The 25,325-nt window shown below is 67.8% G+C and carries 20 protein-coding genes; 14 read left to right on the top strand and 6 right to left on the bottom strand.

All coding sequences use genetic code 11. The features are described 5' to 3' along the window. Nucleotides 1-100 precede the first annotated feature (100 nt). Together IT361_05805 and IT361_05800 are read left to right on the top strand one after the other, a co-directional pair. Nucleotides 101-3,442 carry a glycosyl hydrolase gene (locus IT361_05805; protein ID MCC6317190.1) on the top strand — a complete coding sequence of 1,114 codons (3,342 nt, stop codon included), beginning with the start codon at nt 101-103 and terminating at the stop codon, nt 3,440-3,442. 347 nt (nt 3,443-3,789) lie between these two features. Next, the gene (locus IT361_05800; protein ID MCC6317189.1) at nt 3,790-4,149 is read left to right on the top strand and encodes a hypothetical protein; all 360 of its coding nucleotides are present in this window, start codon (nt 3,790-3,792) and stop codon (nt 4,147-4,149) included. Between the two features lie 165 nt (nt 4,150-4,314). On the opposite strand, the gene IT361_05795 is transcribed toward IT361_05800, so the two are convergent. Continuing rightward, on the bottom strand, nt 4,315-5,097 hold the full coding sequence (locus IT361_05795) for a DUF3883 domain-containing protein (GenBank protein ID MCC6317188.1): 783 nt from the start codon (nt 5,095-5,097) through the stop codon (nt 4,315-4,317). Nucleotides 5,098-5,254: 157 nt separating this feature from the next. Next, nucleotides 5,255-6,100: a LytTR family transcriptional regulator gene (locus IT361_05790; GenBank protein ID MCC6317187.1), complete on the bottom strand. Its 846-nt coding sequence runs from the start codon at nt 6,098-6,100 to the stop codon at nt 5,255-5,257. A gap of 114 nt (nt 6,101-6,214) precedes the next feature. Here IT361_05790 and IT361_05785 point away from each other — a divergent pair, with 114 nt between their 5' ends. Further along, nucleotides 6,215-7,156: an exo-alpha-sialidase gene (locus tag IT361_05785; protein ID MCC6317186.1), complete on the top strand. Its 942-nt coding sequence runs from the start codon at nt 6,215-6,217 to the stop codon at nt 7,154-7,156. A gap of 139 nt (nt 7,157-7,295) precedes the next feature. Here the strand turns inward: IT361_05785 and IT361_05780 are convergent, their stop codons facing one another. The 3 genes from IT361_05780 to IT361_05770 all read right to left on the bottom strand — a co-directional run bounded on the left by IT361_05780 (nt 7,296) and on the right by IT361_05770 (nt 12,194). Continuing rightward, nucleotides 7,296-8,234 (bottom strand): SDR family NAD(P)-dependent oxidoreductase, encoded by a 939-nt coding sequence (locus tag IT361_05780; protein MCC6317185.1) that lies wholly within the window; start codon nt 8,232-8,234, stop codon nt 7,296-7,298. Between the two features lie 106 nt (nt 8,235-8,340). Further along, nucleotides 8,341-9,387: a hypothetical protein gene (locus IT361_05775; protein MCC6317184.1), complete on the bottom strand. Its 1,047-nt coding sequence runs from the start codon at nt 9,385-9,387 to the stop codon at nt 8,341-8,343. A 47-nt stretch (nt 9,388-9,434) separates the two neighbouring features. Continuing rightward, nucleotides 9,435-12,194, bottom strand: coding sequence for a serine/threonine protein kinase (locus IT361_05770; GenBank protein MCC6317183.1), 2,760 nt, complete (start codon nt 12,192-12,194; stop codon nt 9,435-9,437). Nucleotides 12,195-12,497: 303 nt separating this feature from the next. Between IT361_05770 and IT361_05765 the strand changes: the two genes are divergently transcribed. The 11 genes from IT361_05765 (at nt 12,498) to IT361_05715 (ending at nt 24,787) form a co-directional block, all read left to right on the top strand. Then, nucleotides 12,498-13,124: a sigma-70 family RNA polymerase sigma factor gene (locus IT361_05765; GenBank protein MCC6317182.1), complete on the top strand. Its 627-nt coding sequence runs from the start codon at nt 12,498-12,500 to the stop codon at nt 13,122-13,124. A gap of 6 nt (nt 13,125-13,130) precedes the next feature. Beyond that, nucleotides 13,131-15,563 (top strand): serine/threonine protein kinase, encoded by a 2,433-nt coding sequence (locus tag IT361_05760; GenBank protein ID MCC6317181.1) that lies wholly within the window; start codon nt 13,131-13,133, stop codon nt 15,561-15,563. A 164-nt stretch (nt 15,564-15,727) separates the two neighbouring features. Then, nucleotides 15,728-16,069 (top strand): winged helix-turn-helix transcriptional regulator, encoded by a 342-nt coding sequence (locus IT361_05755; GenBank protein MCC6317180.1) that lies wholly within the window; start codon nt 15,728-15,730, stop codon nt 16,067-16,069. Further along, nucleotides 16,066-16,563 carry an SRPBCC family protein gene (locus IT361_05750; protein MCC6317179.1) on the top strand — a complete coding sequence of 166 codons (498 nt, stop codon included), beginning with the start codon at nt 16,066-16,068 and terminating at the stop codon, nt 16,561-16,563. The genes IT361_05755 and IT361_05750 overlap by 4 nt, the downstream gene beginning before the upstream one ends. A 125-nt stretch (nt 16,564-16,688) precedes the next feature. Next, complete coding sequence (locus tag IT361_05745) at nt 16,689-17,165, top strand: VOC family protein (GenBank protein ID MCC6317178.1); 477 nt, start codon at nt 16,689-16,691, stop codon at nt 17,163-17,165. A gap of 182 nt (nt 17,166-17,347) precedes the next feature. Next, on the top strand, nt 17,348-17,770 hold the full coding sequence (locus IT361_05740; GenBank protein ID MCC6317177.1) for a hypothetical protein: 423 nt from the start codon (nt 17,348-17,350) through the stop codon (nt 17,768-17,770). Further along, complete coding sequence (locus IT361_05735) at nt 17,767-18,051, top strand: hypothetical protein (protein ID MCC6317176.1); 285 nt, start codon at nt 17,767-17,769, stop codon at nt 18,049-18,051. The genes IT361_05740 and IT361_05735 overlap by 4 nt, the downstream gene beginning before the upstream one ends. A gap of 151 nt (nt 18,052-18,202) precedes the next feature. After that, a complete protein-coding gene (locus IT361_05730) occupies nt 18,203-20,518 on the top strand; it encodes a DPP IV N-terminal domain-containing protein (protein ID MCC6317175.1) in 2,316 nt (771 codons plus the stop codon). A gap of 65 nt (nt 20,519-20,583) precedes the next feature. Continuing rightward, nucleotides 20,584-21,594 (top strand): dienelactone hydrolase family protein, encoded by a 1,011-nt coding sequence (locus IT361_05725; protein MCC6317174.1) that lies wholly within the window; start codon nt 20,584-20,586, stop codon nt 21,592-21,594. A gap of 13 nt (nt 21,595-21,607) precedes the next feature. Continuing rightward, complete coding sequence (locus IT361_05720; GenBank protein MCC6317173.1) at nt 21,608-22,486, top strand: hypothetical protein; 879 nt, start codon at nt 21,608-21,610, stop codon at nt 22,484-22,486. A 231-nt stretch (nt 22,487-22,717) separates the two neighbouring features. Further along, a complete protein-coding gene (locus tag IT361_05715) occupies nt 22,718-24,787 on the top strand; it encodes a TonB-dependent receptor (GenBank protein ID MCC6317172.1) in 2,070 nt (689 codons plus the stop codon). A 201-nt stretch (nt 24,788-24,988) separates the two neighbouring features. On the opposite strand, the gene IT361_05710 is transcribed toward IT361_05715, so the two are convergent. Continuing rightward, entirely contained in the window at nt 24,989-25,237 is a 249-nt protein-coding gene (locus IT361_05710; GenBank protein ID MCC6317171.1) for a PDZ domain-containing protein, read from the bottom strand. Nucleotides 25,238-25,325 lie beyond the last annotated feature (88 nt).

The following is a 25,325-nucleotide window of genomic DNA, read 5'->3' as shown; positions in this document are numbered from 1 at the left end:
GCGGCGTAGTCAGCCATAGAGTTCAACCAGGGCGCGGACGCATCGTGAGGCGCGCGCGGCCCCCTGTTTTCGCACCACCTCCCCACGTCAGGAGCACGTCATGCGGCTCTCCGAAGTGATCCGGTCTCGCGCAATGGCGACCGTGGTCGTCCTGGTTCCCCTGGTCGTTGGCGGACAGGCGACGCGGCCGGCATCGCGAACCATCTCGCCCGCGCCAACCGCGCTGTTCAACCCTGACACGAGTCAGTTCAACGCGCTCAGGTGGCGCGAGATCGGCCCACCACGTGGTGGCCGGTCTCCGGCGGTCGGGGGCTCGCAGCAGCGCCCATACGAATACTGGATGGGCACGACCGGCGGTGGCGTCTACAAGACGACCGATGGCGGGATGAACTGGTCGCCAGCCAGCGATCGGTACTTCGGCGGAAGCATCGGAGCGCTCGCGGTCGACCAGCAGAACCCGGATGTGGTGTGGGTGGGTGGCGGCGAGACGGACATCCGCGGGAACGTGGCGGCCGGCGATGGCCTGTGGAAGACGAACGACGGCGGGCGCACCTGGCGACTGCTCGGCTTCAAGGATGAGCACATCTCGGCGATCCGCATCCATCCCACCAACGCCAGCGTGGCCTGGATCGGCGTGTTCGGCGATCCGTTCAAGTCGGGGCCGCGCGGCGTCTACAAGACCACGGACGGTGGACAGACCTTCAATCGCGTGCTCTACGTCAACGATTCGACCGGCGTCATCGACATCGCGATGGACCTGCAGAACCCCGAGGTCGTCTACGCGGCGATGTGGCAGGCCTGGCGTAAGCCGTGGGGCATGTCATCGGGCGGGATCCACTCGGGCATCTACAAGACAACAGATGGCGGGACCACGTGGGCCAACCTGCACAAGACCGCCCGCGGGCTCCCGCAAGGGATGATCGGCAAGATCGGAATTGCCGTATCGCCCGTGAAGCCGAGTCTCGTGTGGGCGCTGATCGAACACGACTCCGGCGGTGTGTACCGCTCGAGTGATGCCGGTCAGACGTGGTCCTACATCAATCGGGAGCGCAAGCTGCGACAGCGGGCGTGGTACTACTCGCACATCATCGCCGACACCCGGGACACCAACGTGGTGTACGGCCTCAACGTCGGCTTCTTCCGTTCGCGCGACGGTGGGCGGACGTTCCCGCAGGCCATCACCGTCCCGCACGGCGACAACCACGACCTGTGGATCGCCCCGGACAATCCGCAGCGCATGGTGCAGGGGAACGACGGTGGAGCGAACGTGAGCTACAACGGCGGGCAGACGTGGACCGATCAGGAGTTCCCGACGGCGCAGTTCTACCACATCTCCACGACCAACGAGTGGCCCTACAAGATCTGTGGCGCGCAGCAGGACAACTCGACGCTGTGCGGGCCGAGCCGGAAGGACGGCCAGATCGTGATGGCCGACTGGTATGACGCCGGCGGCTGCGAATCGGGGTACATCGCGGCGCACCCTCTGCGGCCGAACATCACGTTCGCCGGCTGCTACGGCGGCACGCTCGAGCGTCGCGACCGCGAGACGGGCTTCACGCGTGACGTCACCGTGTACCCGAGGAACCCGATGGGTCACTCGTCGGAGGACATCAAGATCCGGTTCAACTGGACGTTCCCGATCGTGTTCTCGCGCCACAACCCGAACGTGCTGTACGCCGCGGGTTCGCAGCTCTTCCGCTCGACGAACGAAGGCGAGAGCTGGACGGCGGCGTCGCCGGAACTGGCGCGGCGTGACCCGATGACGATGGGGCCGAGCGGCGGTCCGATCACCAAGGACCAGACGGGCGTGGAGACCTACGGAATCATCTTTGCCTTTGACGAATCGCCGGTGACGCCCGGACTGCTGTGGGCGGGCACGGACGACGGACTGATCTACATCAGCCGGAACAACGGCGCGCAGTGGACCAACGTCACGCCGCCCGACATTGGCGACTTTACGCGCGTTTCGATCATCGAGCCGTCGCGCTATGCCGCTGGCACGGCGTACGTTGCCGCCAACCGCTACGCGTTAGGCGACAAGACGCCGATCTTCTACCGTACGACGGACTACGGAAAGACCTGGACGAAGATCGTGAACGGCATCGCGCCCGACCACTTTGCGCGTGTGATCCGTGAAGACCCCGTGCGTCGCGGCCTGCTGTTCGCCGGCACCGAGCGCGGCGTGTACGTGTCGTTCGACGACGGACGGCAGTGGCAGTCGCTGCGCAAGAACCTTCCGCTCGTCCCGATCCACGATCTGGCCATCAAGGACAACGACCTGATCGCGGCCGCGCACGGGCGCTCCTTCTGGGTGCTGGACGACATCTCGTCGCTCCGCCAGCTCACGCCGGATCTGATCACGGCGGACGCGCATCTCTACAAGCCGGTGGACGCCTATCGCACGCAATGGGGCGGCGGCGGCTTCGGTGGCGGCGGTGGCGGTGGCGGCGCCAATCAGGTTGGCGCCAACCCGCGCAGCGGCGCCGTGCTCTACTACACGCTGCGGCAGCCCAACCAGCGCGTGACGCTGGACTTCATGGATGCCCGGGGCGAAGTGATCCAGTCGTTCTCGAGCGAGCAGAGCCCGGAGGCCGCGGCCGACAGCGTGACGCGCGCGCAGGCGCGCGAGGCGGCAATCGATTCGCTCACACGCGGCGGGCTGTCGCGTGACAGCGCATCGCGCGTGGTGGCGACGCGACCCCAGGTCCCAACCGCAGGCCTCGGTCCTCAGCGCGCGCGAGTGCCCAATCGTGCAGGCCTCAACACGTTTGCGTGGAATCTCCGATATCCCGACGCGGTCACGTTCGACAACCTCATCATGTGGGCGGGAAGCGTGACCGGACCGGTCGCACCTCCAGGCACGTATTCGGTGCGGCTGACCGCCGGCGGCACGACGCAGGTCCAGACGTTCCGCGTGCGCAAGGATCCCCGCTCCACGGCGACCGACGCCGATCTGCTGGCGCAGTTCCGTTTTCTCATCGCGATCCGCGACAAGACGTCGGAGGCAAACAATGCGGTGCGCATGGTGCGCAACATGCGCTGGAACGTGGGCGACCGGACCGGCAAGCTCACCGGTGGGCCGGCGCAGGAGTTCAAGGCGCTCGCGGATGGCATGATGGGCGAGCTGACGGCCGCCGAGCAGGAGGCCTACCAGACGAAGAATGAGAGCAATCAGGATCCGCTGAACTTCCCGATCAAGCTCAACAACGAAATCGCCGGCGTAGCGAACTACGCGTCGCAGGGCGAATACCGCCCTACGCAGCAGCAACTACAGGTGTTCAACACGCTCTCCGGCGAGCTGGACGTACACCTCAAGGCCATCAAGGCTTCGATGGACGCAAATCTGCCAAAGCTGAACGCGATCCTCCGTGCCGCCGGGCTGCAGGAACTCCGACCCAGCACTGAAGAGATCAAGCCGCAGCGCAGCAACGTGGCGATGTAGGCAGCGCGACAATCAGCGAATGGCACGTCGGTCCGGGAGTTGCGGGCCGGCGTGCCGTTTGCGTTTGGGGCGTTCAGGAGATTCGTGAGACAATGCACCGACACACGCCACCGCCCACCGGGCACTGGCGACAAAGGAACAAGCTCCGAGGCGCGTCCCAGCCCACCGGGCACTGGCGACGAGAGACCCCGGCTCGGGCCCCTCGCCGGAAGCCGCCTGACACCAGGCTCGCCCGCCGTGTCGATTTCCGGCGCCCTCGCGCGACGTCAGGGTGTAAGGGCCCTTGCCGCGGAGTCCTTCGCAGGCGGGCTGATACCAAATTCCAACGACCCTTCCGGAGATACGCCATGAAGTTCCTCATGATGATCAAGCACAGCGAATCGTACCGCGCCGAGCCCGTGCCCCCGGGGCTGATGGAAGCGATGGGCGCGTTCGTCACCGAGAGCTTTGCCAACGGCTCGCTCAAGGAGACCGCGGGTCTCAAGGGCACCGCGCACGGGTTCCGCATCCGACTCGCGGGCGGCAAGCTCCGCACCACCGACGGCCCGTTCACGGAAGCCAGGGAAGTGATCGGCGGATTCGCCGTGGTCGACGTGGAGTCGCGCGAAAAGGCGCTCGAAGTGGCCAACCGGTTCATGGACCTGCACCGCGTTCACTGGCCTTCGTTCGAAGGCGAGTGTGAAGTGCGGCCCTACGACGACCACTAGCAAGCAGGCTGGCGGCGCCGGCTCGCGAGCCGCGCCCCATACCTGTCGTGGCTGTGTTCGGCACGACAGGGTGGGCCGCCAGGTGGCCGCACCTTGGGGGCCGGCTCGCCTGCCGAGACGCACCGCACGCACGGTCATTCGCCCAGCGTCATGCCAACCGCGATGCTACCGCGCGCGGCCCAGGTACTGCACCGGATCGAGGAACGCCGTCTGAGAGACGGCACCGTCGAGCTGGAACATGCGCGGTGTGCCCCGCATGTCGAAGACGCGGTACAACGAATAGTGCTCGGCGTGTTCCTCGGAGCACCGCACCTCGTTGCGCGTGATCAGGAACGGCGTGTACCGGCTGAACTTCGTGGTCTTGACCTCGATGAGTCGCTCACGCCCGGACGTCTCGTACGAGAGCACGTCATAGCCGAGCCCATCGCCTCGCGTGACGCTCACCTGCTCGACGCGATCGGCGAGCCGTCGTTGGCCGGCGGCGAAGAGTCGCGCCCGCTCGAAGGCGACCACGAACGCCTCACCAGTCTGTCCAAGCGACCTGTTGGATGCCTCGGCTGCCGCGAAAGCTCCCGGTGCTACGAGTACGGTTGGTCGCTCGTGCCAACTATCCGGCGATCGTTCTCGCTTTGGTGCGGGAACAACCACCGAAAGAATGTCGCGTACGTCGGGCGCAACGGCAGGCGAAGACGCGACACGCGTCAGCGTGTCCAGGAGCGACGGATGCCGCTGGAGCTGATCTCGCAGCTCGTCGACCAGCTGACGCTGGTAGTTGGAGCGCGGCTTGTAGCCGTCGATCGATGGGAAGCCAAGGTCCCTGAGCGCAGCGCTGACATTGCAGTGCTTGAACTCGATCGCCTGGGGCGACCTTCCGTTGAGCAAGGGGCCCAACTGACGCCGGTGCTCCGCCTTGGAGTACCGACGCCCCGACGCCTCGTCCTCGAGCATGGAGAGGTAGTCGGCGACGATGAGCGAGACCTCGATCCGCGACCAACTGCTCTCCACGAGTTACTCGATGCCGAGGGTGAGGTCAGCGGCACAACAGGTCGGCCGCCGACGCGTGGCGATTCTGGTTCGAGGAGTCGCCGTGCGCCAGGGTCCGGCTTCAGCCGCGTCGACCCAACCGCTCTTCGAGTGCCTTGCGACCCAGTCGACTCAAGGCAATGGCCTGGCCGTTGGACAACACGACCTCGACCGATCCGCCGTTCCGTCGCACCTCGCGGACGGCGTCGAGGGCGATGATCGACGAGCGATGCACACGCACGAAGCGAGTCGGGTCGAGTCGACGCTCCAGCTCCGACATCGTGATGCGCGCCAGCTGCCGGCCGCGCGGCCCGTGCAGCTCGGCGTAGTTCCCGGCTGCGGAAATCCAGAGAAGGTCCGCAACCGCCACTGGCACCGATCGATCGCCAATACGCACGACGAGGGTGCTCAGGGTGCTGCCCTCCATGCGCTCGGCGAACGTGACCGGCGTCGCCTGTTCGGTCGATGGCGCGGAGTCGAAACGGGCCGTCAGCCACGGCAGCGCAACCACGGCGAGCGCGATCAGCAGGCCGGGGCCGCTCCAACGCGCGAGGAAGCGCCCGAACAGCTCGAGGCTCGGCACGGTCTGTTGCGCTGCCTGCGGCAACAACGGATCGATGAACGCGCGCAGGGCGGACGCGGCGATCACACAGCCGAAGGCGAGTGCCAGCATCCCGAGGAGTCGGGTTACAGGCCTGCCACGCCCGGTCACCATGCCGCGCGCAAGAACGAAGGCAAACATGGTGACGGGAACCCACACGCCAATGGTGGCGATGGCCCATCCAGCGGCGTGCCACACCGGTGTGCCGCGACCTCCGAGACCGTGGACGACGAGGATCTGGAGTGTGAGAGCGGCCATGCCGAGCACTGCACCGGCGAGCAGCACGCGCATGCCCGGCAATCCCTCGTGTGCGCGTCGCGTTGGCATCACATGCATCGGTCGCTCATCCCATGGATGGTTTCGTACGTCCCTCGCCACTGCCAGTCACACGGTGGGAGCACTAGCTAGCGCTCGTCGAAGCGCAACCCGGAGCACGGTGCCATGGCACGACGAGGCGGCAGGGGGAAAGAAGCACGCGCGGTCGCCCACTGGGCAATCATTGCGTTGATGTCGGGCAGCGGCTGCACGCGCAGCGCGCCGGAGTCGAGGGCGCCTGCGGAGCAACCGGCCCGCGAGGTTGCGCCCGGCGTCGTGTCGACCGGGCACCAGTTCATGGTGTCGATCGCGCCCGACGGTGGTACGCTGCTGACCGTCGAGCGGCGGTTTCCTGTCGCGGGTGGGCCGCCAACTCTGGTCATTCTCGAATCACGTCGCGGCCCCGACGGGACGTGGCAGCGGCCTGACACGGCGACGTTTTCCGGTCGCTGGCGGGATATCGACCCGGCGTTCGCACCCGATGGGCGGCGCGTGTGGTTCAACTCCGTGCGGCCGGCGCCCGGTCGCGACTCCACCCGCGCCGACTTCGACATCTGGTATGTCGATCGAGCAGCGAATGGATGGGGCGAGCCTCAGCGGCTCCCCGCACCGATAAACACCACGAGTGGCGAGTTCTTTGCCACCGTGACGCGGAGCGGCACGCTCTACTTCACCGTGGCCCAGACTGTCCCGGTGCGGAAGTCATGGATCGTGCGGTCGCGTCCGCTGGCGGGAGGGGGTTGGGCCGCACCGGAGACGCTCACGGTGGTCAACGAGCCACCCGAAACGGCGTCGAATCCGTTCATTGCGCCCGACGAGTCGTGGCTGGTGTTCCTCGCCGAGCGCCCCGACGGATTCGGCGACTCGGATCTGTACGTCAGCGAGCGACGTGGCCGGAGCTGGAGCCCGCCCCGCAACCTCGGGCCGAGGGTGAACACCGCGCTGGCCGAGTTCGCGCCGAGTGTGAGCACGGACGGTCGAATGCTGTACTTCACGCGAATGCGACGCGGGCCGGGCGGGAATCCGGTCGAAGAGCGGCTATACGAGGTCGCGTTCGATCAGCGTTGAATCGGGCGGCCCGTGCGTCGGACCTGTAGAGACTTCCGCCGTGTCAGCTGCTGACGCTGCTCCGGAGATGGACGAGCAGGGGTCGGAGACTCCACTCCGCACCCTTCGCCCGTGGACAGCGAGCGACTCATGGTCGCCTCTAACGGTTTCTTGCCAGCGACTCGTCGAGCATCCGGATCAGCGTTTCCCGGTCGTAGGTGAACTGGTGGCCCGCGTTCAGCTGCACAAGCTCGTCGATGGCCTTGCGGATCGTGACTTCGGCCTGTCGCGCCGCAGGCACAACCATGTAGCGTACCCGGGGGCTGGGGTCGAAGAGCGCGTGCACGGCCGCCGCGGCCACCGCGTCGGGCTCGGGGTAGGAGTCGTACATGCCCATCGCCGTGGCCATGTTGCGCATATTCTGTTCGAATGGCGTTCCCTTCGATCGGGCCATGGCCGTCTCGACCTGCGCCAGCGTGTTCCGCCCGATGTCCGAGCGGTAGTTCCCCGGCTCGATGAGCGCCGAGTGCACACCGAACCGGGCCATCTCCGCGCCTAACGCGTCGCCGAAGGCTTCCACCGCATGTTTGCTCATGCTGTACGCGCCGAGGAACGGGCCGGAGAGGATGCCCGAGATCGAACTGATCGTGACGACGCGGCCCTTCGACTCGATGAGCATCTGGGCAAAGGCCCTGGTGATGCGGAACGGGCCGAAGGTGTTCACGGCAAAGAGATCGAGCAACTCGCGGTCGTCGTGTTCGATGAGCGGGCCGACGACGGCGATGCCGGCATTGTTGACGACGCCGTGGAGGCCGCGGCCCCCGCGGCGCACCGTTTCCACCGCGGCGGCGATATCGCCGGGGATCGTGACGTCGAGCCGAATGCCCTGCACGTTCGGGATCCGGCTCAGCTCCGCGATGTCCTCGGCCTTCCGTGCTCCCGCGTACACGTAGGAGCCGCGTGCGGCAAGGGCCTCAGTGATCTTCCGTCCGATGCCGCTCGACGCGCCGGTGACGAGCACGGCCCCCTGGCCCGGCGCTTGCGCGCCGAGTGGCGCGACCAACGTGAAGAGCGACAGCCACAGGATCGTACGGCGCATCACGACCTCGTCTGGAATGAGGGGTGCAAGCTGAGCCGCGCGCAGGACCAGCGCGCGTGTCGGTGGGACAGAACGTTCCTCTGCACCGCAGCCCGCATCCACCGGGCTACCAGGGCTCTCCCGTGCAGCAGCCGTTCACACACGTGTACCAGAGCGGCGCGTCCGCGTGCAGTTCTCCGTAGCGCCCGGCCAGCAGCCGGCGCCTCACCGACGGGTTGCGCCAGGTCGCGGAGGCAAACGGCCCGTGCGGTCGGTCGTCCTCGGCCTCGGGGGCATCATCACCAGGCACGCGCCCGAACTTCACCGAGTCCGGCACCAGCGCCAGCGCATCGAGCGCTGCGGAGTCACCGCGAACGAGGAGCGAAAAGGTGCTCGCCTGGCGCAGGGCGGAGTCTCCCTGAAACGTCGGCAAGACACGCTGCTGCACTGCGGTGAGGCGCGAGAGCGCGTGCAGCTCGGCAACCTCGGCGCAGCTTCGGAAGCTGGCGAGGACCTCGCCACTCCTTGTCATGTGCGTTGGCAGGCACACACGGAACAAACCAGAGTCGACCACCGCAAACTCGCCCCGGCCGCTTCGAGTGGTGTCCCAGATGGCAACGATGCGCCAGATCGCGTACGTCGACTTGTCAACGAGTTGCTTGCCGGGTGTTACCACGACGTAGTGCTCCCGCAGCCGCCTGGTGGTCGTGATGGGACGGCGCGAGGTCAGGTTGAAGCTGGCGTCGCCGGCGGCCGACGCGGTTCCGCGTTCACCGTCATACCTGAGGCGCCCGATCAGCACGCCGTTCGCCGGCAAGTCGGGAATGGAGATCCTTCCCGCATCGCATATGGGGTGGTTCGACGCAAGAGCATACGATGTGGGTTCGTCCTCCCGTCGGTTGCGCGAACCGGCGTAGATGCAGCGCGGGCCACAGTCACCCCGGCGGCGAACGCGCGAGACGCCGGCCTCCGCCAGCCACGTGCGGCTCTCCACAAAGCTTCGGAAGCCGCTGTAGTCGTAGGATCCGGTTCCGGTCAGGGGCCGCTCGAGCGCGCCGTGATATGCGGCGCTCCCATTGGGCGCGCAGGCTGGTTGAGGCACGGTGGGCACGGCGCCCTCGAGACCAAGCGTGGCCAGCAGGGCGAGCGTCGGTGTCGCATGGCGCGAATGCATGACTCCCTCCTCCTCGACTGAGTGGGCCTGGACGAAGCCCGGTGGTCCTACGGCCACCCCGTGAGATCACGGAGGGCGTCCCGCCATCGAGCGTGAGTCGCGCTGTCGCCGGCAAGTCGAGCGAGGTCGCTACGGAGGCGCAGTGTGCGCCGCAGTCCGCCGGTGAGGCGCGCATGCGACGTGAGCAACGTGGTGGTGTAAGGCAGCACGCGAAGCGCGCTATCGAGTCGCGCCGCGGCGTGGGTCGAGTCGCCGAGTGCGGCGAGCGCCCAGCCTTCAAGCGCGACGGCATCCCACGAGATGTTTGCGCGGTTCGTCGCAACGCGCTGTGCATCGATCCAGTGCAGGGCGGCGAGCGCGGCGCGCCGATTGCCGTTGCCCGCCGCCGCGGCCAGCCGGTGCGTTACGGACACGGACGCGGCGCCACGGACGCCGCGCATGCTCCCGCCGCTGGTGCACGGTGCCGACTGCACGAGGAGATCATCGATGATGCCGGCCCGGACCGCAGCCTGTTGGCGCGGTTCAACTAGGGTATTGATGCGATCCGTGACGTTGTGCTCGAGTGAGTCCAGGTGGGCACTCTCGCATGCACCGGTCAACACGGCCGCAGCAAGCGGGGCCAGTGCGTCGAGCACCGCATCGGGGACGTCCGTCAGATGCTCGTCCCGCGCGCGTGCCGGTTCACGCCACCCTTGGCGGAGGAAGGCACTCGCTGCTCGCTCGCTCCCCAGCAGCACGGCGAGCGCCGCGAGAATGCCATAGTCGGTGGCGGGGGGCTGTCGCACCAGCGAATCCGCGAGGCGGCCAGCCTCGGCCCATCGGCCCGCCTTGACCAGGACGCGCACTTCGGCGGCGGCGAGTTGCAGGGCAACTCGTGCATCCGGATTTCGGGCCCGCGCCTCATGAAGGACACTGCGAGCGTCAGTCGCGGTGCTGTCATGAACACGGAGTGGCGCGGCGTCCTCGAGGGCGAGCGCGAGTGCGAGCCTCGCGTAAGGGCTCGCAGGCATGCGTTGTATCCATTGGCGCACGAACGCGAGTTCCTGGTCGCCGACGGCGCGCCATGCACCTGTCAACTCCTGTTGGCTCGTCGCCGGATCGAGTGACGCCCCAGCGCCGGAGCGAAACGGGACAAACGCCACTGTGTCGTTGCGGAGCGAAGGGTAGGCGAAGAAGTCGCCCGTATCCGGCATCACGGCTCGGCCCGGCCGTACCCTCGACGCGGAGCTGAGGAACACCTGCTGTGCCCGGGAGAAGGCGGGGCCCATTGCTTCGCCAGGGGCGATGGCCAGCGCTTCGGCGTACGCCCGGATTGCCTCCGACAGCTCGGCGCGGAAGCGCCAACCCGATGGACTTGCACGGTCACGCTCGACCGCGCGGTCGAGTCGGCGGCACTCGCCCAGTCCGAACCACCCAACGAAGCTCTGCGAATCCGCACGAACCAGCGCGCCGAATGCTTCACATGCCTCGGGAAAGCGTCGATCGCCCAACGCGACGAGTCCGACGGCGTGGAGCGAATCGCGTGTGGACAGGCGCCCGCGGCTGGCGCGCCTGGCCGGTCCCATCCATTCGGCTGATGAGCGGTACGTCGGGTTCCACTGCATGACCTGCGCCTGCCACAGATCGGCCCGCGCGAAGAGGGGGTCGGCTGCCGCCGATCGTGAGAAAGCCGCAGCGGCGCTATCGAGGTCTCCCGTGTCGAGCGCGGCGCGCCCGCGCACGAAGAAGCGGGCTGCCTCCGCGTTGGCTCCGTCGGGTTCGCCGAGAAGAGCCACCGCGCCGCCCTGCGGGACGAGATCGCGCGCCCGCTCCGGCCTCCAGGCGAGCCAGGTGGCGACGCCGACCGAGATCAGCGCGGCCGCGCCGAAAGCGAGTCGGCGCACGCCAGGTCCGCGGCGTACCGGTGTCTGCGCTACGGCCTCGATGCCGTACGGCGACGGCGACGTCGCGGCGTGCAGGGCCTCGGCCATGGCGCGCATGTTTGGAAACCGATCAGCCGGCGCCATGGAGAGGGCACGCGCAATCACGAGGGCGAGTCCGCGTCTCACCGCCGGTCGATAGTCCTGCACCGACGGAGCAGGGCGGGCCAGTCGTTGCTGCATGATGGACTGCGACGACGGGCCCACAAATGGCGGTATGCCGGCAAGCATTTCGAACAGCACGCATGCCAGGGCGTACTGATCGGTCCGGCCATCGAGCGCATCACCCGCGGCCTGCTCCGGGCTCATGTACGCCGGCGTGCCCAGGATCACCCCGGTGGTGGTGATGTCGTCGCCGGTGGCCGGTACCAGCGCCCGGGCGATCCCGAAGTCAGCCAGGCACGCGTGCCCGCCCGACAGCAGGATGTTCTCCGGTTTCACATCGCGATGGATCACGCCGTGGTCATGCGCGTGCTGCAGGGCATCGGCGATCTCCTGCGCGTAACGCACCGCGTCGTCCACGGGCAGCTGCCGCAGGGACGTGAGGTGCGCGCGCAGCGCGCTGCCCTCGACCACCGGCATCACGAGGTAGAGCCAACCCTCCCACTCCCCCGAGTCGAGGATCGGGATCACGTAGGGGTGCTGAAGGCGACGGTCCAGGCGGACTTCGCGCTGGAAGCGCTCGGACCCGAGCACGCTGGCGTACTCGGCGGACAAAACCTTGAGCGCCACCTCGCGATCATGGACGAGGTCGCGAGCCAGGATCACCACCGCGCTCGCCCCGCGACCGAGCTCACGCACGACGGCGTAACGGTCCGCGAACGGCGACGGTACTCCCAACACCCGATCGACCACGCGGGCCCTCCCGGCGTTCAAGACCGCGAACATACAGGACGGCGCCGCCGCCGGCCAGAACCCTACAACCCGACGGCAGGAACGGACCGTCACGGCGACGCCCGCGACCCCCCGACCTGGACGTCGCCGCCCGGGTGTGGCCGCACGCCCCAGCACTCGGCGCGTAGTCCAGTGCCACCGCCGCCGACCGGAACCATGCCCGATACCCCGCACGCGCTGGACCCACGTTCGCTTCCTTGCCGAGCAGACCCGTGGAGTCATGGCCGGGTGCCGACGCCGGGCTACCGCCGACGGCAGGGCGCAATAAGCTACGGGCACACCGTCCGCCACCTGTCGATGTGCCCATCGGAAGCCGCTCCCCCAGGTGACATCACCCGCCTCCTGCACGCAGCCTCCGGTGGCAGTGGCGAGGCCTTTGGCCAGCTCGTCGAGCTGCTGTATGTCCAGCTCAACGAGCTCGCGCACCAGCGCCTTCGTCACGAGCCGGCCGGGCACAGCCTGAGCACCACCGGCCTCGTGCACGAGGCCTATCTCAAGCTGGCGGGCCAGACGCGCGTCGCGTGGCAGGGCCGCGACCACTTCTTTGCCGTGGCCTCGGAAGCCATGCGCCGTGTGCTCATCGACCATGCACGGCGGCGGTTGCGCGACAAGCGCGGAGGCACGCTGGATCACGTCCCGCTGGACGACGCCGACCAGCCCATCACGATCGACGACGATCAAGCGGAGGAACTCCTCGCCATCGACGATGCCCTCCAGCGCCTCGCCGCGTTCAACCCCGACGGCGTGCGGATCGTACACCTCCGCTTCTTTGGCGGCCTGTCCAACAGCGAGATCGCCACCGTACTCGGCTCGTCCGAGCGCACCGTGCGACGTCAATGGTCGGTCGCCAAAGCCTGGCTGCGCCGAGAGCTTGGCCCCACCGTGCGCGACGCGTGGTCGCTCACCATGCAGTCACGGAGCTGAGCCCAGGTGGACCGCGAGCGATGGGCCCGCATCGAAGCCCTGGTCGACGAAGCGCTCGACCGGCCGGCCAGCGAACGCCCGGCGTTCCTCGACGCGGCGTGCGACGGCGACTTCGCGCTGCGCGAGGACGTGGCGTCGCTGATCGACCAGCTCGAGGCTGACCCGGACTTTCTCGAGCACTCCGTCCTCCGACGCGACGATCCGGGATCGCCACTGCCTGCCGGTGAGCGCATCGGACCCTGGGTGCTGCAGCGCCTGCTTGGCCGCGGCGGCATGGGCGAGGTCTATCTCGCGGTCCGTGACCTCGACGGCTCGACCCAGCGCGTCGCCATCAAGGTGATCCGCCGCGGAATGGACACGGACGACGTCGTGCATCGCTTCCGGCTCGAGCGACGCATCCTCTCGCAGCTCAACCATCCCAACGTCGCCCAACTGCTCGATGCCGGCATCACGGCCGACGGACGCCCGTGGTTCGCCATGGAGTTCGTCGACGGCGTGCCCCTCACCACCTACTGCGACGACCGACGACTCGGCGTCAGCGAACGCCTCAGGCTCTTCCTGCAGATCTGCGCCGCCGTGGACCACGCGCACCAGCGCCTCGTCGTCCATCGCGACCTCAAGCCCCGCAACATCCTCGTCACCCCGGCCGGTGCCCCGATGTTGCTGGACTTCGGCATCGGCAAGGTGCTCGATGCCGGCGCGACGTTCGGCTCCGCCATCGAGACCCGCGCCGACGTGCGGTTGCTCACACCGGAATACGCGGCGCCCGAGCAACTCACCGGTGCGGTCGTCACCACCGCCACCGACGTCTACGCGCTGGGCGTCATCCTGCACGAAATCCTGGTCGGCGAGCATCCGTACGTGGTGCCCGGCATGTCGCGCCAACAACTGGAAGCTTCGGTGCTCGCGACACCGCCCGAGACCGCGAGTGCCCGGGCACGCACATCCCGCGTCGCCAACGCGCGTTCCACCGACCCGGCAGGACTCGCGCGGCGATTGGCCGGAGATCTCGACACCATCATCCTCATGGCGCTCCGCAAGGAGCCCGAGCGCCGGTATCCCTCAGCATCCGCGCTCGCAGCGGACATCAGCCGCCACCTCGACGGCCTGCCCGTCAGCGCACGACCCGACACCGCCGGCTATCGCGTCCGAAAGTTCATCGGCCGGAACCGCGGGGCCGTGATCGCGGGCGCGGCCATCGTCTTCGCGTTGATCGGCATCGCCGCGACGAGCGTGATCCAGTCGCGGCGCGTGGCCGCCGAAGCCCTGCGAACCGCCCAGGAGCGCGACAAGGCGCTCGAAGTGCGCGGCTTTCTCATGGAGATGTTTGGCGCCACCGGCGCCGACCAGGCGGTCGGGGACACGGTCTCGGTGCGCGCGCTGCTCGACCGGCAGCGCGCACTGGTCGATCGCGCGTACGCCGGTCGCGATGCGGTGAAAGCGGACATGCTCGACGCCCTTGCCGACGGCTACGATCGGCTCGGCCTGTACGCTGACGCCGAACCCATGGCCAGGCGCGCCCTCGAGCTGCGCGAACGCTTGCTGCCGGCGGATCATCCGGACGTGGCGGCCTCACTCAACCTGCTCGGCTGGATCCTGCACGAGCGCGGAGCGTCAACCACCGCGCTCCCACTGCTCGCCCGTGCCGAGCGGCTCCGGCGGGCCGATTCGGCGCGTGCGCCCGCTGATCTGGCTCGCACGCTGAACGACATCGGCGTGGTCTACAACGCCCAGCAACGATGGGAAGACGCCGTGGTGGTACTGAGCGAAGCGCTGCGGATCCGGCGCGCCGAGTTCGGCGACTGGCATCGCGCGGTCGGCATCACGGCCAACAACATCGCGGCCGCGTGGTACTCGCAGAAGCGGAACGATTCCGCCGTCGTCATGCAGCAACTCGCCATTCGCTCCCTGCAGGCCGCCGTTGGGCCGGACCACCAGCGCACGATCGTGGCGACGAGCAACCTCGCGCTGTTCATGCAACGGAACGGCGAGATCGCATCGGCCGAATCGGTGTATCGCGAGCTGATGACGCGTCAGACGCGGCTGCAGGGGCCCGACCATCCGGTAACGGCCCGGCTTGGGCTCTCGCTGGCGATGCTTCTGTCCGAGCGCGGCGAGCGTGAAGCCGCGGATGCCGTGCTCGCAGAAGCGGAGTCGCTCTATCGCAACGTGACGATCGCGTTCGAGAAGCGCCTGGGGCCGCGGCACCCACAGCTCGCGACGGCAACGGAGCGGTTGGGCCTCGTCATCGCGTCGCGCGGTCGGGCGCGCGAGGGCATCGGATATCAGGTGCGTGCGCTGGCGATCCTGCGCGCGACGGCAGCGGATTCGAGTCGGTCGGTCCGCGTGATGGCCGAGCGCCTGGCGGCCGCGTGGCGTCGAGCCGGAGACAGCGCGGCCGCGCGCGCGGTGGAGCGTCAGGTCGGCCTGGTGCGCTGAGGGGGCGGCTCTCCTGGCGAGTGCCAGCGGCGCGACCGAATCACCGCCGGCGTGAGCGGACCCACAATGTGAACTCCGGCGCGGGGCTCCCGTCGGTAGCGCCCCACCAAACGGATCGGGAGCGATACCGCTTGATATATACCTATATCGGTATATAATGCGCCATGGCACGGACACCCACCACCGCCGACGCGTTCAACGCCATCGCCGAGGCCGGCCGACGCGAGATGCTCGCCACCATCGGGACCGATGAGGTCACGGTGAGCGAATTGGTCCTGCGGCTTGGCATGACGCAGCCGCAGGTCTCCAAGCACCTCGGCGTGCTGCGCACCGTGGGGCTCGTGCACGTGCGCAACGAGGGGAGGCACCGCTGGTATCGCGTGAACGGGCCCGCCCTCAAGCCGATCCACGACTGGGTGTTGCCGTTCGCCCGCACCTGGAACGCCCGCCTCGACCGCCTCGACGACCTCCTCGCCGAGCTCAACTCCCCGGAGAACACGCCATGACTGCCACTCGCAATCGCCACGGTTCCGCTACGGTCACGCTGCCGTCAGACACCGAGATCCTCATCACGCGGCAGTTTGACGCGCCTGCCGCGCTCGTCTTCAAGGCGACCACCACGCCCGAACTGGTCAAGCGCTGGTGGGGCTTCGAATCATCGGAGTGGCTGGTGTGCGAGATCGACCTGCGCGTGGGCGGATCCTGGCGCTACGTGACGCGAGAAGCCAACGGATACGAGGTGGGCTTTCATGGTGAGTACCGGGAGATCGCGGCCCCGACCCGGCTGGTGACGACCGAGGTCTTCGAAGGCTTTCCCGACGCCGGGGCCCTGAACACGATGACGCTGGTGGAGAAGGACGGGGTAACTACGATGACCACCCTGGTACAGCACACCATCAGGGAACACCGCGACGCCCACATCAACTCCGGCATGGAAGGCGGGATGCAGGTCTCGTTCAACCGGCTGGAAGACGTCGTGAGCGGGCTCGGGGTGGCGTAAGGGAGGTTGCGAATGCCGGGGAGCGGTGTGCTGGCCTGGGGCATGTCGAGACGCCAGCTTCGGCTCCGACTGAAGGGTGAAGGCACTCAAGCCCAATCACCCTTCTCGATACCAGGAGCCTCACCATGACCCGCCCCACGCCAAAGATCACCCCGTTCCTCTGGTTCAATGGCAACGCCGAGGAAGCGATTCGGCTCTATACGTCCGTGTTCAAGGATGCCCGTGTCCTGAGCCTGCTGCGCACCGACGGCAGCGGGCCGGACGCCACGGGTCCGGTCATCACGGGCACCTTCGAGTTGCACGGGCAGGTGTTCCACGCACTCAATGGCGGTCCGCAGTTCGAGTTCACCGAGGCGATCTCGATGGTCGTGACCTGCGAGACCCAGCAGGAGATCGATGAGTTGTGGTCGCGACTCACCGCCGACGGTGGCAAGGAGAGTCGCTGCGGCTGGCTCAAGGACAAGTTCGGCCTGTCCTGGCAGATCGTCCCGACGCGGTTGCCCGCGTTGCTTGGCCACCCCGACCGCGCCAAGGCCACGCGGGTGCAGCAAGCGATGCTCGGCATGAACAAGATGGACATCGAGGCGCTCGAGAACGCATAGGGTTCCAACCGCCCAACGACCTCGTCAGCCCCGTATGGACCTCACCGGGTGGGCTTTGCCGGCTGTGCATGAGCGCAACAGGGTTGACGAGCGTCGGTAGGCTCCACAAGAATGGCGGCACTGCAGGGGCTGGTATTCACGCCATCGAAGGAGGGGCTGTGCTGACACGAGTCAGGTTGGGCATGACGATCGCCGCGTGCGTGCTGTTGAGCGCATGTTGGCATCAGGTGGTGAACACTGGGCTGGCGCCCGGCGCTACCGTGGTGGACAAGCCGTGGACGTCCACATGGATCTTCGGCCTCGTGGAGGCCAAGCCGATCAACGTGCGGGCGGAGTGCCCAAGCGGCGTGGCGCTGGTCGCGTCGAAGTTCACGGTAATGAACTGGCTGGGCGCTGCGGTCACATTCGGCATCTGGGTGCCGTGGCACGTCACGGTGACCTGCGCTGGCGGTCGCGCGGCCATCGATCCGGGGATGATTCAGGTACCACTCGGAACCTCACCTAACGACGCGCTCCATCGCGCGGCAGATCTGTCACGTGAGCGAGGCGAAGCGGTCGCCCTCGTGTGGGACGTGGCATCCACCACGACGGAGGCCTCCCGATGATCCGGAAAGCACTGCTCTGCGCGATGCTCCTCGGGAGCGTCGCCTGCTACCGCACCACCGTGGAGACCGGGCTGCCCGCGGGCGATCGCACGATCGACATCCCGTGGCAGAAGTCCTGGATCTACGGTCTCGTGCCGCCGGACACGATCAACACCCGCCCGACCTGCCCGAACGGCGTGTCGCGCGTCGTGGTCGAGCACAGCTTCGTCAACCTTCTCGTGGGTTGGGTGACGTGGAACATCTTCACGCCGATCCATCCAAAGGTGACCTGCGCTCGCTGAGCCAGTACACGAGGAACGGGACCGATCCGCACCGCCGGGTCGGTCCCGTTCTGCTTTTCACGCACTACGCAGCACGTTTCGCCCCCGCGCGCGTGGCGGCTCCCGGAGACCGGGCGCATCTTGAAGGGGACGACCACACCAATCCCTCGCCATGCGTCTCGCTCGCGCTGCGCTGTTTCTCGCGCCCATTCCGCTGTTCGCCCAGTCGGCCCGTGTGCTCACCGATGAGGACTACGGGCGCGCTGAACGCCTGCTCGCCCCGAACGTCGCGCCGCTCGTCACCGGCTCGGCGGGCCGCCCCACCTGGCTCGCCGATGGGCGCTTCTACTATCGGACCACGACGGCCAGCGGCAGCGCATTCTATCTGGTGAACCCCACCCGCAAGACGCGCGTACCGGCGTTTGACCACGCACGGCTCGCCGCGGCGCTGACCACCGCGTCCGGCACGCCGGTCGACGGCAATCGGTTGCCATTCACCGCGTTCGACCTGGCCCCGGACGGTGCCAGCCTCGCCACCACCATCCAGGGACGCCGCTATCGCTGCGACCTCGCTGCGTCGACATGCGCAGCGGCGGGCCAGTCGGCGCCACCTCCACGAAATTCCACCGTGTCGCCGGACGGCACGTGGGCCGTGTTCATCCGCGACTACAATCTCTGGGCGCGCGACATGGCCAGCGGCCAGGAGTCGCAGCTCACGACCGACGGCGTCCGCGACTTCGGCTACGCCACCAACAACGCGGGGTGGGTCCACACCGACACGCCGGTGGCCACCTGGTCTCCGGACTCGCGGCAACTGGCAACGTTCCAGCACGACGGGCGCGGCGTGCGCGACATGCACCTGGTGGCCACCAACGTCGGGTCGCCCGTCATCGAGTCGTGGAAATACCCGCTCCCCGGTGACTCCGTCATCTTCCGCATCTCGCGCGTGATCGTGAGTCGCGGGGCGGACGGTCGCCCGCGCGTGGTCCGACTGCAGATGCCGCCCGACCCGCACCGCTCGACGGTATCAGACCACGTCGCCTGCGACGGCGGTGCGATCTGCGACGTGCAGTGGTACCCCGACGGGTCACACCTCGCCTTCATCTCCAGCTCGCGCGATCACAAGACGGCCACCTTCCGTGTGGCCGACGCACAGACCGGCGCGGTGCGCACGCTGTTCGAGGAGAAGAGCGCCACGCAGGTGGGCGACGCCTCGCTCGCCGAGAACCTCTGGCGGGTGCTCCCGGCGTCCAATGAACTGATCTGGTGGTCACAGCGCGACAACTTCGTGAACCTCTACCTCTACGATCTCGGCACCGGCGCACTCAAGCACCGCATAACGAGTGGCGACGGCAACGTGAGCGACGTCGTGCGCGTGGACGAGAAAACGCGCACGATCTGGTTCACGGCGAACGGCAAGGAAGCGGGCCGCGACCCGTACTACCAGCACCTGTACAAGGTCGGCTTCGACGGTCGAAACCAGGTGCTGCTCACGCCCGAAGACGCCAGCCACACGGTGAGCATCGCACCCGACGGCCGCTATTTCACCGACGTCTACTCCACGCCGACCACGCCGCCGGTCGCCGTCGTACGCGATGCCTCAGGCCGGCTCGTGCAAACGCTCGAAACGTCGGACATCTCCCGGCTCGTGGCGACAGGATGGAAGCCACCCACGCCCATCCGCATGAAGGCGCGCGACGGCACGACCGACATCTATGGACTGATGTTCACGCCGTCGAACCTGGACTCCACGCGGAAATACCCGATCGTCGACTACATCTACCCGGGGCCGCAGGCCGGCAGCGTGGGACCGCGCACGTTCACGCCCGCGCGCAGCGACCACCAGGCACTGGCCGAGCTGGGGTTCGTCGTCGTCGCGATCGACGGCATGGGCACACCCGGTCGCTCGAAGGCCTTCCACGACGCCTACTACGGTCACCTGGGCGACAACACCATTCCCGACCAGGTCGCCGGCATCCGGGAGTTGGCGCAGCGCTACCGGTTCATCGACATCGACAAAGTGGGGATCTGGGGCCACTCGGGCGGAGGGTTTGCGACCGCATCCGCGATGTTCAGGCAGCCCGATTTCTTTGACGTGGGCATTGCGGAGTCCGGCAACCACGACAACCGCAACTACGAAGACGATTGGGGTGAACGCTATCAGGGGCTGCTCGTCCGCAACGGCAACACCGACAACTATGCGGCCGAGGCGAACCAGACGTACGCGAAGAACCTCAAGGGCAAGCTGCTGCTCGCCCACGGCGGCATGGACGACAACGTTCCGCCGTACAACACCACCCTGGTGGTGGAGCAGTTGATCAAGGCCGGCAAGGACTTCGACCTGTTGATCCTCCCCAACGCGCGACACGGCTTTGGCGCCGACAACAACTACATGATGCGGCGCCGATGGGACTATTTCGTGACCAACCTGATGGGTGCCACGCCGCCAAAGGAGTACCAGATCGGCAAGCCGCGGGTGGTGCCATAGTGCGTTGGCCTGCATCTTCCCGTTCGCCTGCTTCACCCTCACGGCAACCCCAGCGCTCACCAGCCATGCGCCATTCCGCCGTTCTTGCTGCCGTCATTCTCTCCGCCTGCACGTTGCAGCGATACTCGGCGACCGAGATGTCGGCCGCCGACGATCATGCCGCACACATGAACGCGGCCGACCTCCAGGCGCCGGTGGCGCCGCGCACCTTCGACCTCAGCCAGCAGGGCCAGGCCGGATTGCCCGCGAGCAACAACGCCGCCGCGGCTCGACTCGCCGCGAGCCCACGTCACGGTGAATGGGTCAAGTTTCCTTCGGCGCCGGGCTCGGCCGATTCCATCATGGCATGGATCGTCTACCCCGAGGCGCGGGAAAAGGCGCCCGTGGTCGTGGTCGTGCACGAGATCTTCGGGCTTGCCACGTGGGTGCGTGGCGTCGCCGATCAGGTCGCGGCCGATGGGTTCATCGCCATCGCGCCCGACTTCCTGACGCGCGTCCGTGGCGGACCGAGCACCGTTGAGCTGCGAGGTGACACGGCGCGTGCCCTCATCGCCGGCGTGAACATCGAGGAGCGCAATCGCATCATCGCGGCCGCCGCCAGCTACGCCATGATGCAACCGGCCGCGACGCAGAAATACGGCGTGATCGGCTACTGCTGGGGCGGCTCGACGACGTTCGCCCACGCTGTCAACGGTGGCGTGAAGGGCTTCTCCGGCGGTGTGGCATTCTACGGGGCGCCGTTCATGGCGGGCGGCTCGCCCGCAACGGCCACCACGGCCGCGGTCCCGGCGTCGCCGGTCGCGGACTCCCTGGCGAAGATCCGCACGCCGATCATGCTGCTCAACGGCTCCAAAGACGCTCGCATCGGTGCGGCAATGCCGGCGATCGACTCGATCATGAAGGCGCAGCGCAAGGACTACGTGGGCGTGAACTACGAGGGCGCCGTTCACGGGTTCCTGCGCGCCCAGGACGACCCGCGCGCTCAACGCGACCCGGCCGAAGAGGCGGCGAACCTGGCGGCAACGCGCGACGGCTGGCCGCGCACCATTGCCTTCCTCCGCAAGAACCTCAAGTAGCACACGACTGACCATGAACGCCGCAGACGCACAGACGATCATTGCCCTCGCCGCGCTCGCGGCCGCGGCCGACGGTGTCCAGAGCGACGCCGAGCGCGCGAACATCCACGCGGCCGCCACGCGACTCGGACTCCCGAACGATGATCCGCGTCTGCGGCCCACGGTCACCGGCAGCGGCACGGTGGCCGCGCTCGTGGCGTCACTCTCCAGCGACGAGGCGCGCCTCGCGGCCTACGACGCGGCCGCGGCGGTCTGCAACGCCGACGGTCCGCCTAACGCCGCCGAGTCCGCGTTCCTGACCGAGTTGATGAAGACGCTGGGCGGCGTGCCGGGTGTGGCCGCATCGACTGAGGCGCTCCAGGCGGCCGCGCGCGTGGGCGCGGAGTCCGAGTCAACGTCGGCAAGGCCGGAAACCGACGCCTTCATCCTCGACCAGGCGATGATGGCCGGCGCGTGCGAATTGCTCCCGCACCGGCTGTCGACGATCGGAATCCTGCCGCTGCAGCTGCGCATGGTGTATTCGATCGGCCAGCGTCACGGGCAGCAGTTCGACATGTCGCAGGCCAAGGATCTGGTTGCCGTGCTCGGGATCGGTGCCGCCGGACACATGATGGAAGGCATCGTGCGACGCGTGCTCGGTGGCGTCGGGCGCGGACTGCTGGGTGGTCTGCTTGGCCGAGCCACCGGCGCGGCCGCCGGCGTGGCGGTGACCTTTGCCACGACCTATGCGCTCGGCCACGCCGCCGAGCAGTACTACGCGCAGGGCCGCAAGCTGAGCACCGCCGACCTCAAGGCGTTGTTCACCCGATTCCAGGGCGAGGCCGACACGGTCTTTCCGCGCGTGGAAGCACGGATCCGCGAGCTGGCGAGCCGAGGACTCGCGGGCGCGTAGGCCAACCCTGGCCGCGTCGGCCGGATTGCGGGTGGTTGGTCGGGCGCACACCTGCCGGAGCCACCCATGTGCCCGCGCTCGTTGACGCCCCGAACGCCGACGGCCATCTCGCGGCGCCGAACGGCCATCGTCGGAGGGAGGTCCGGCAAACCGGAGCGCCGCGCCGCACGTAGCAATCGCGCCACGCACGCCCGATCCCTCGGTAGCTTGCTGCCCCCACCTGACTTCTCGATGCGCACCATTCTCCTCCTGGCGCTGACGACCCTGTCGGCGTTGCCTGCTGCCGCGCAGTCCGACACCACGCGGCGTACCGTTCCCGATTCGATACGTGCCCGATCGCTTGGCGCGGTGAAGGTCACCGGGCGTATCGACGACCTCTCAGGCGTGGCGTCGAGCGCGTCCGAGGGCCGTGTCGGCGCGTCGGACTTCAGGTTGCGTCCCCTCATGCGCGAGGGCGAACTGCTGGAGACCGTGCCCGGCATGATCGTCACGCAGCACTCCGGCGACGGCAAGGCGAACCAGCTCTTCGTTCGCGGTTTCAATCTCGACCACGGCACCGATTTCCAGACGCGGCTCGACGGCATGCCGGTGAACAATCCGTCGCACGCCCACGGGCAGGGCTACACCGACCTCAACTTCCTCATTCCCGAACTCGTCGAGCACATCGACTACCGGCTGGGCGTGCACCACGCCTCGTTAGGCGATTTTGGCAGCGCGGGCGGTGCGGAGTTTCACCTGGCCAGGTCCCTCGACCGGCCGTTCATCTCGCTGGAGGGCGGGCGGTGGGGGTACTCGCGCCTCGCCGCGGGCGCATCACGCGACGTTGGCCCGGGAACGCTGCTGATTGGTGGCGAGGGCAAGGCGTATGATGGCCCGTGGTCGGTGGACCAGCGCCTGCGAAAAGCGAGCGGGCTGGTGCGCTACTCGTGGGGTGCGCCGACGTCGCGCTTTTCGGTGCTTGGACTGGGATACAACAACCGATGGAACGCATCCGACCAACTGCCGTTGCGGGCCGTGGAGTCGGGATCGGTATCCCGCTTCGGGCAGATCGACCCATCGCTCGGTGGCGAATCGGACCGCTACAGCCTCTCGGGGTCATGGAATCGCCTCGGTGGAACGTCCACACAGGTCGTGCAGGTCTACGGCATTCGATCCACGCTCGACCTCTACTCCAACTTCACGTACCTGCTCGACGACGCCACCGACGGCGACCAGTTCAACCAACGCGAACGTCGCAGCGTGATCGGCGCGAACGCGCAGCACAAGCAGCAGGGCCGGCTCTTTGGTCGGGAGGCGACGCTCACGCTGGGCCTGCAGCATCGCACCGACGTGGTGGACGACATCGGGCTGCACCGGACGCGCGATCGCCAGCGGCTGTCGACCGTACGGCAGGACGACGTCACCCAGTCCGGCACCGGGCTTTTCGGCGAGGCCGAGGTGCGCTGGGCGCCGAAGTTGCGGACGGTGGTGGGGCTGCGCGGAGACGCGTACCAGTTCCGCGTGACCGGGGATCCCGTGAATTCCGGTCGCACGACGGACGCGATCGCGAGTCCCAAGGCGTCGTTGATCTTTACGCCGTCGTCTCGCGTGGAGCTGTACCTGAGCGGCGGACTCGGCTTCCACAGCAACGATGCGCGCGGCACGACGATCACGGTGGATCCCAACAGCGGCGACCAGGCCACGCGCGTGGATCCCCTGGTGCGTTCACGCGGTGTCGAGCTCGGCCTGCGCGCGACGCCGGTGACGGGTCTGCGTTCGACTGTGACCGTGTGGGCGCTGGAACTGGCGAGCGAACTGGTCTTTGTGGGCGACGGTGGCACGACGGAGCCATCGGATCGCAGTCGGCGTTCCGGCATCACGTTCGCGAACTTCTATCGGCCCATCGCGCCGCTGTCGTTCGATGCGGACGTCTCCCTTGCCCGCGCTCGCTTTGTTGGTGTAGGGGCTGACGCCAACCGGATTCCCGGCGCGCTCGAGAACGTCATCGCCGCCGGTGCCACCTGGGGCGGACTCGGCCGCGGGCCGTTTGCGAGCCTGCGGCTCCGGCATTTCGGCGCGTATCCGTTGATCGAGGACAATAGCGTCCGTGCGACCGGGACCACGCTCATGAACGGCGAGGTTGGCATCGAACTCCCGCGCATGCGCCTGCAGCTCAGCGTGCTCAACCTGCTGAACGCCAGGGCCCGCGACATCCAGTACTACTATGCCTCGCGCCTGGCCGGCGAACCCGCGGGCGGAATTGAAGACGTGCACTTCCACCCGGTCGAGCCCCGTCAGGTGCGGCTCGGCGTGAGGTTCTGAGGGACGCCCCACTGCGGCCAGGTGAGGTCGGCGCGCGGGCAGCGGATGATCAGTGTGACGTCGCTGGGCCCTTCTTCGGAAGTCGTTCCACCTCGACAAGGACACGGCGACTTGTCGCGTTCAGAGGAAGGGCTGGCAGTCGCGTTGCAGGGCGAAACAAACTGCTCGATGCTGGCGATGAGCTCGCGGACCAACCAAAGCTCAGGGACGCCGTGATGGCGGGCGCGCCCCGAGACGAGCTTCGAGTTCCGGAGTCCGCTGCACCGTAGTCGCCCTGACGACGAGGGACTTGCCCGCTCGGCGGACCCGAAGTGATACAACTTGCCCGGCTTTGTACCGCAGCAGCTCCGGGAGTGGAACCCCGGAGAGCTCCTGGCCGTTGATTGCCTCTACCGTGTCCCCAACCTGGAGGCCGGCGGCGGCGGCGGGGGAGTGCGGGTCGATGCGCATAACGCGCCCCATCCGTTGCTCAGCGGTGCAATCCGGTCGTGCGCACGCTGCAATGATCGCCCCGAGGTAGCCCGGGGCTGGGCCTGTT

It is taken from the genome of Gemmatimonadaceae bacterium (assembly GCA_020846935.1).
Lineage (GTDB): Bacteria > Gemmatimonadota > Gemmatimonadetes > Gemmatimonadales > Gemmatimonadaceae > RBC101.
This window is presented reverse-complemented; position numbering and strand designations above follow the sequence as displayed.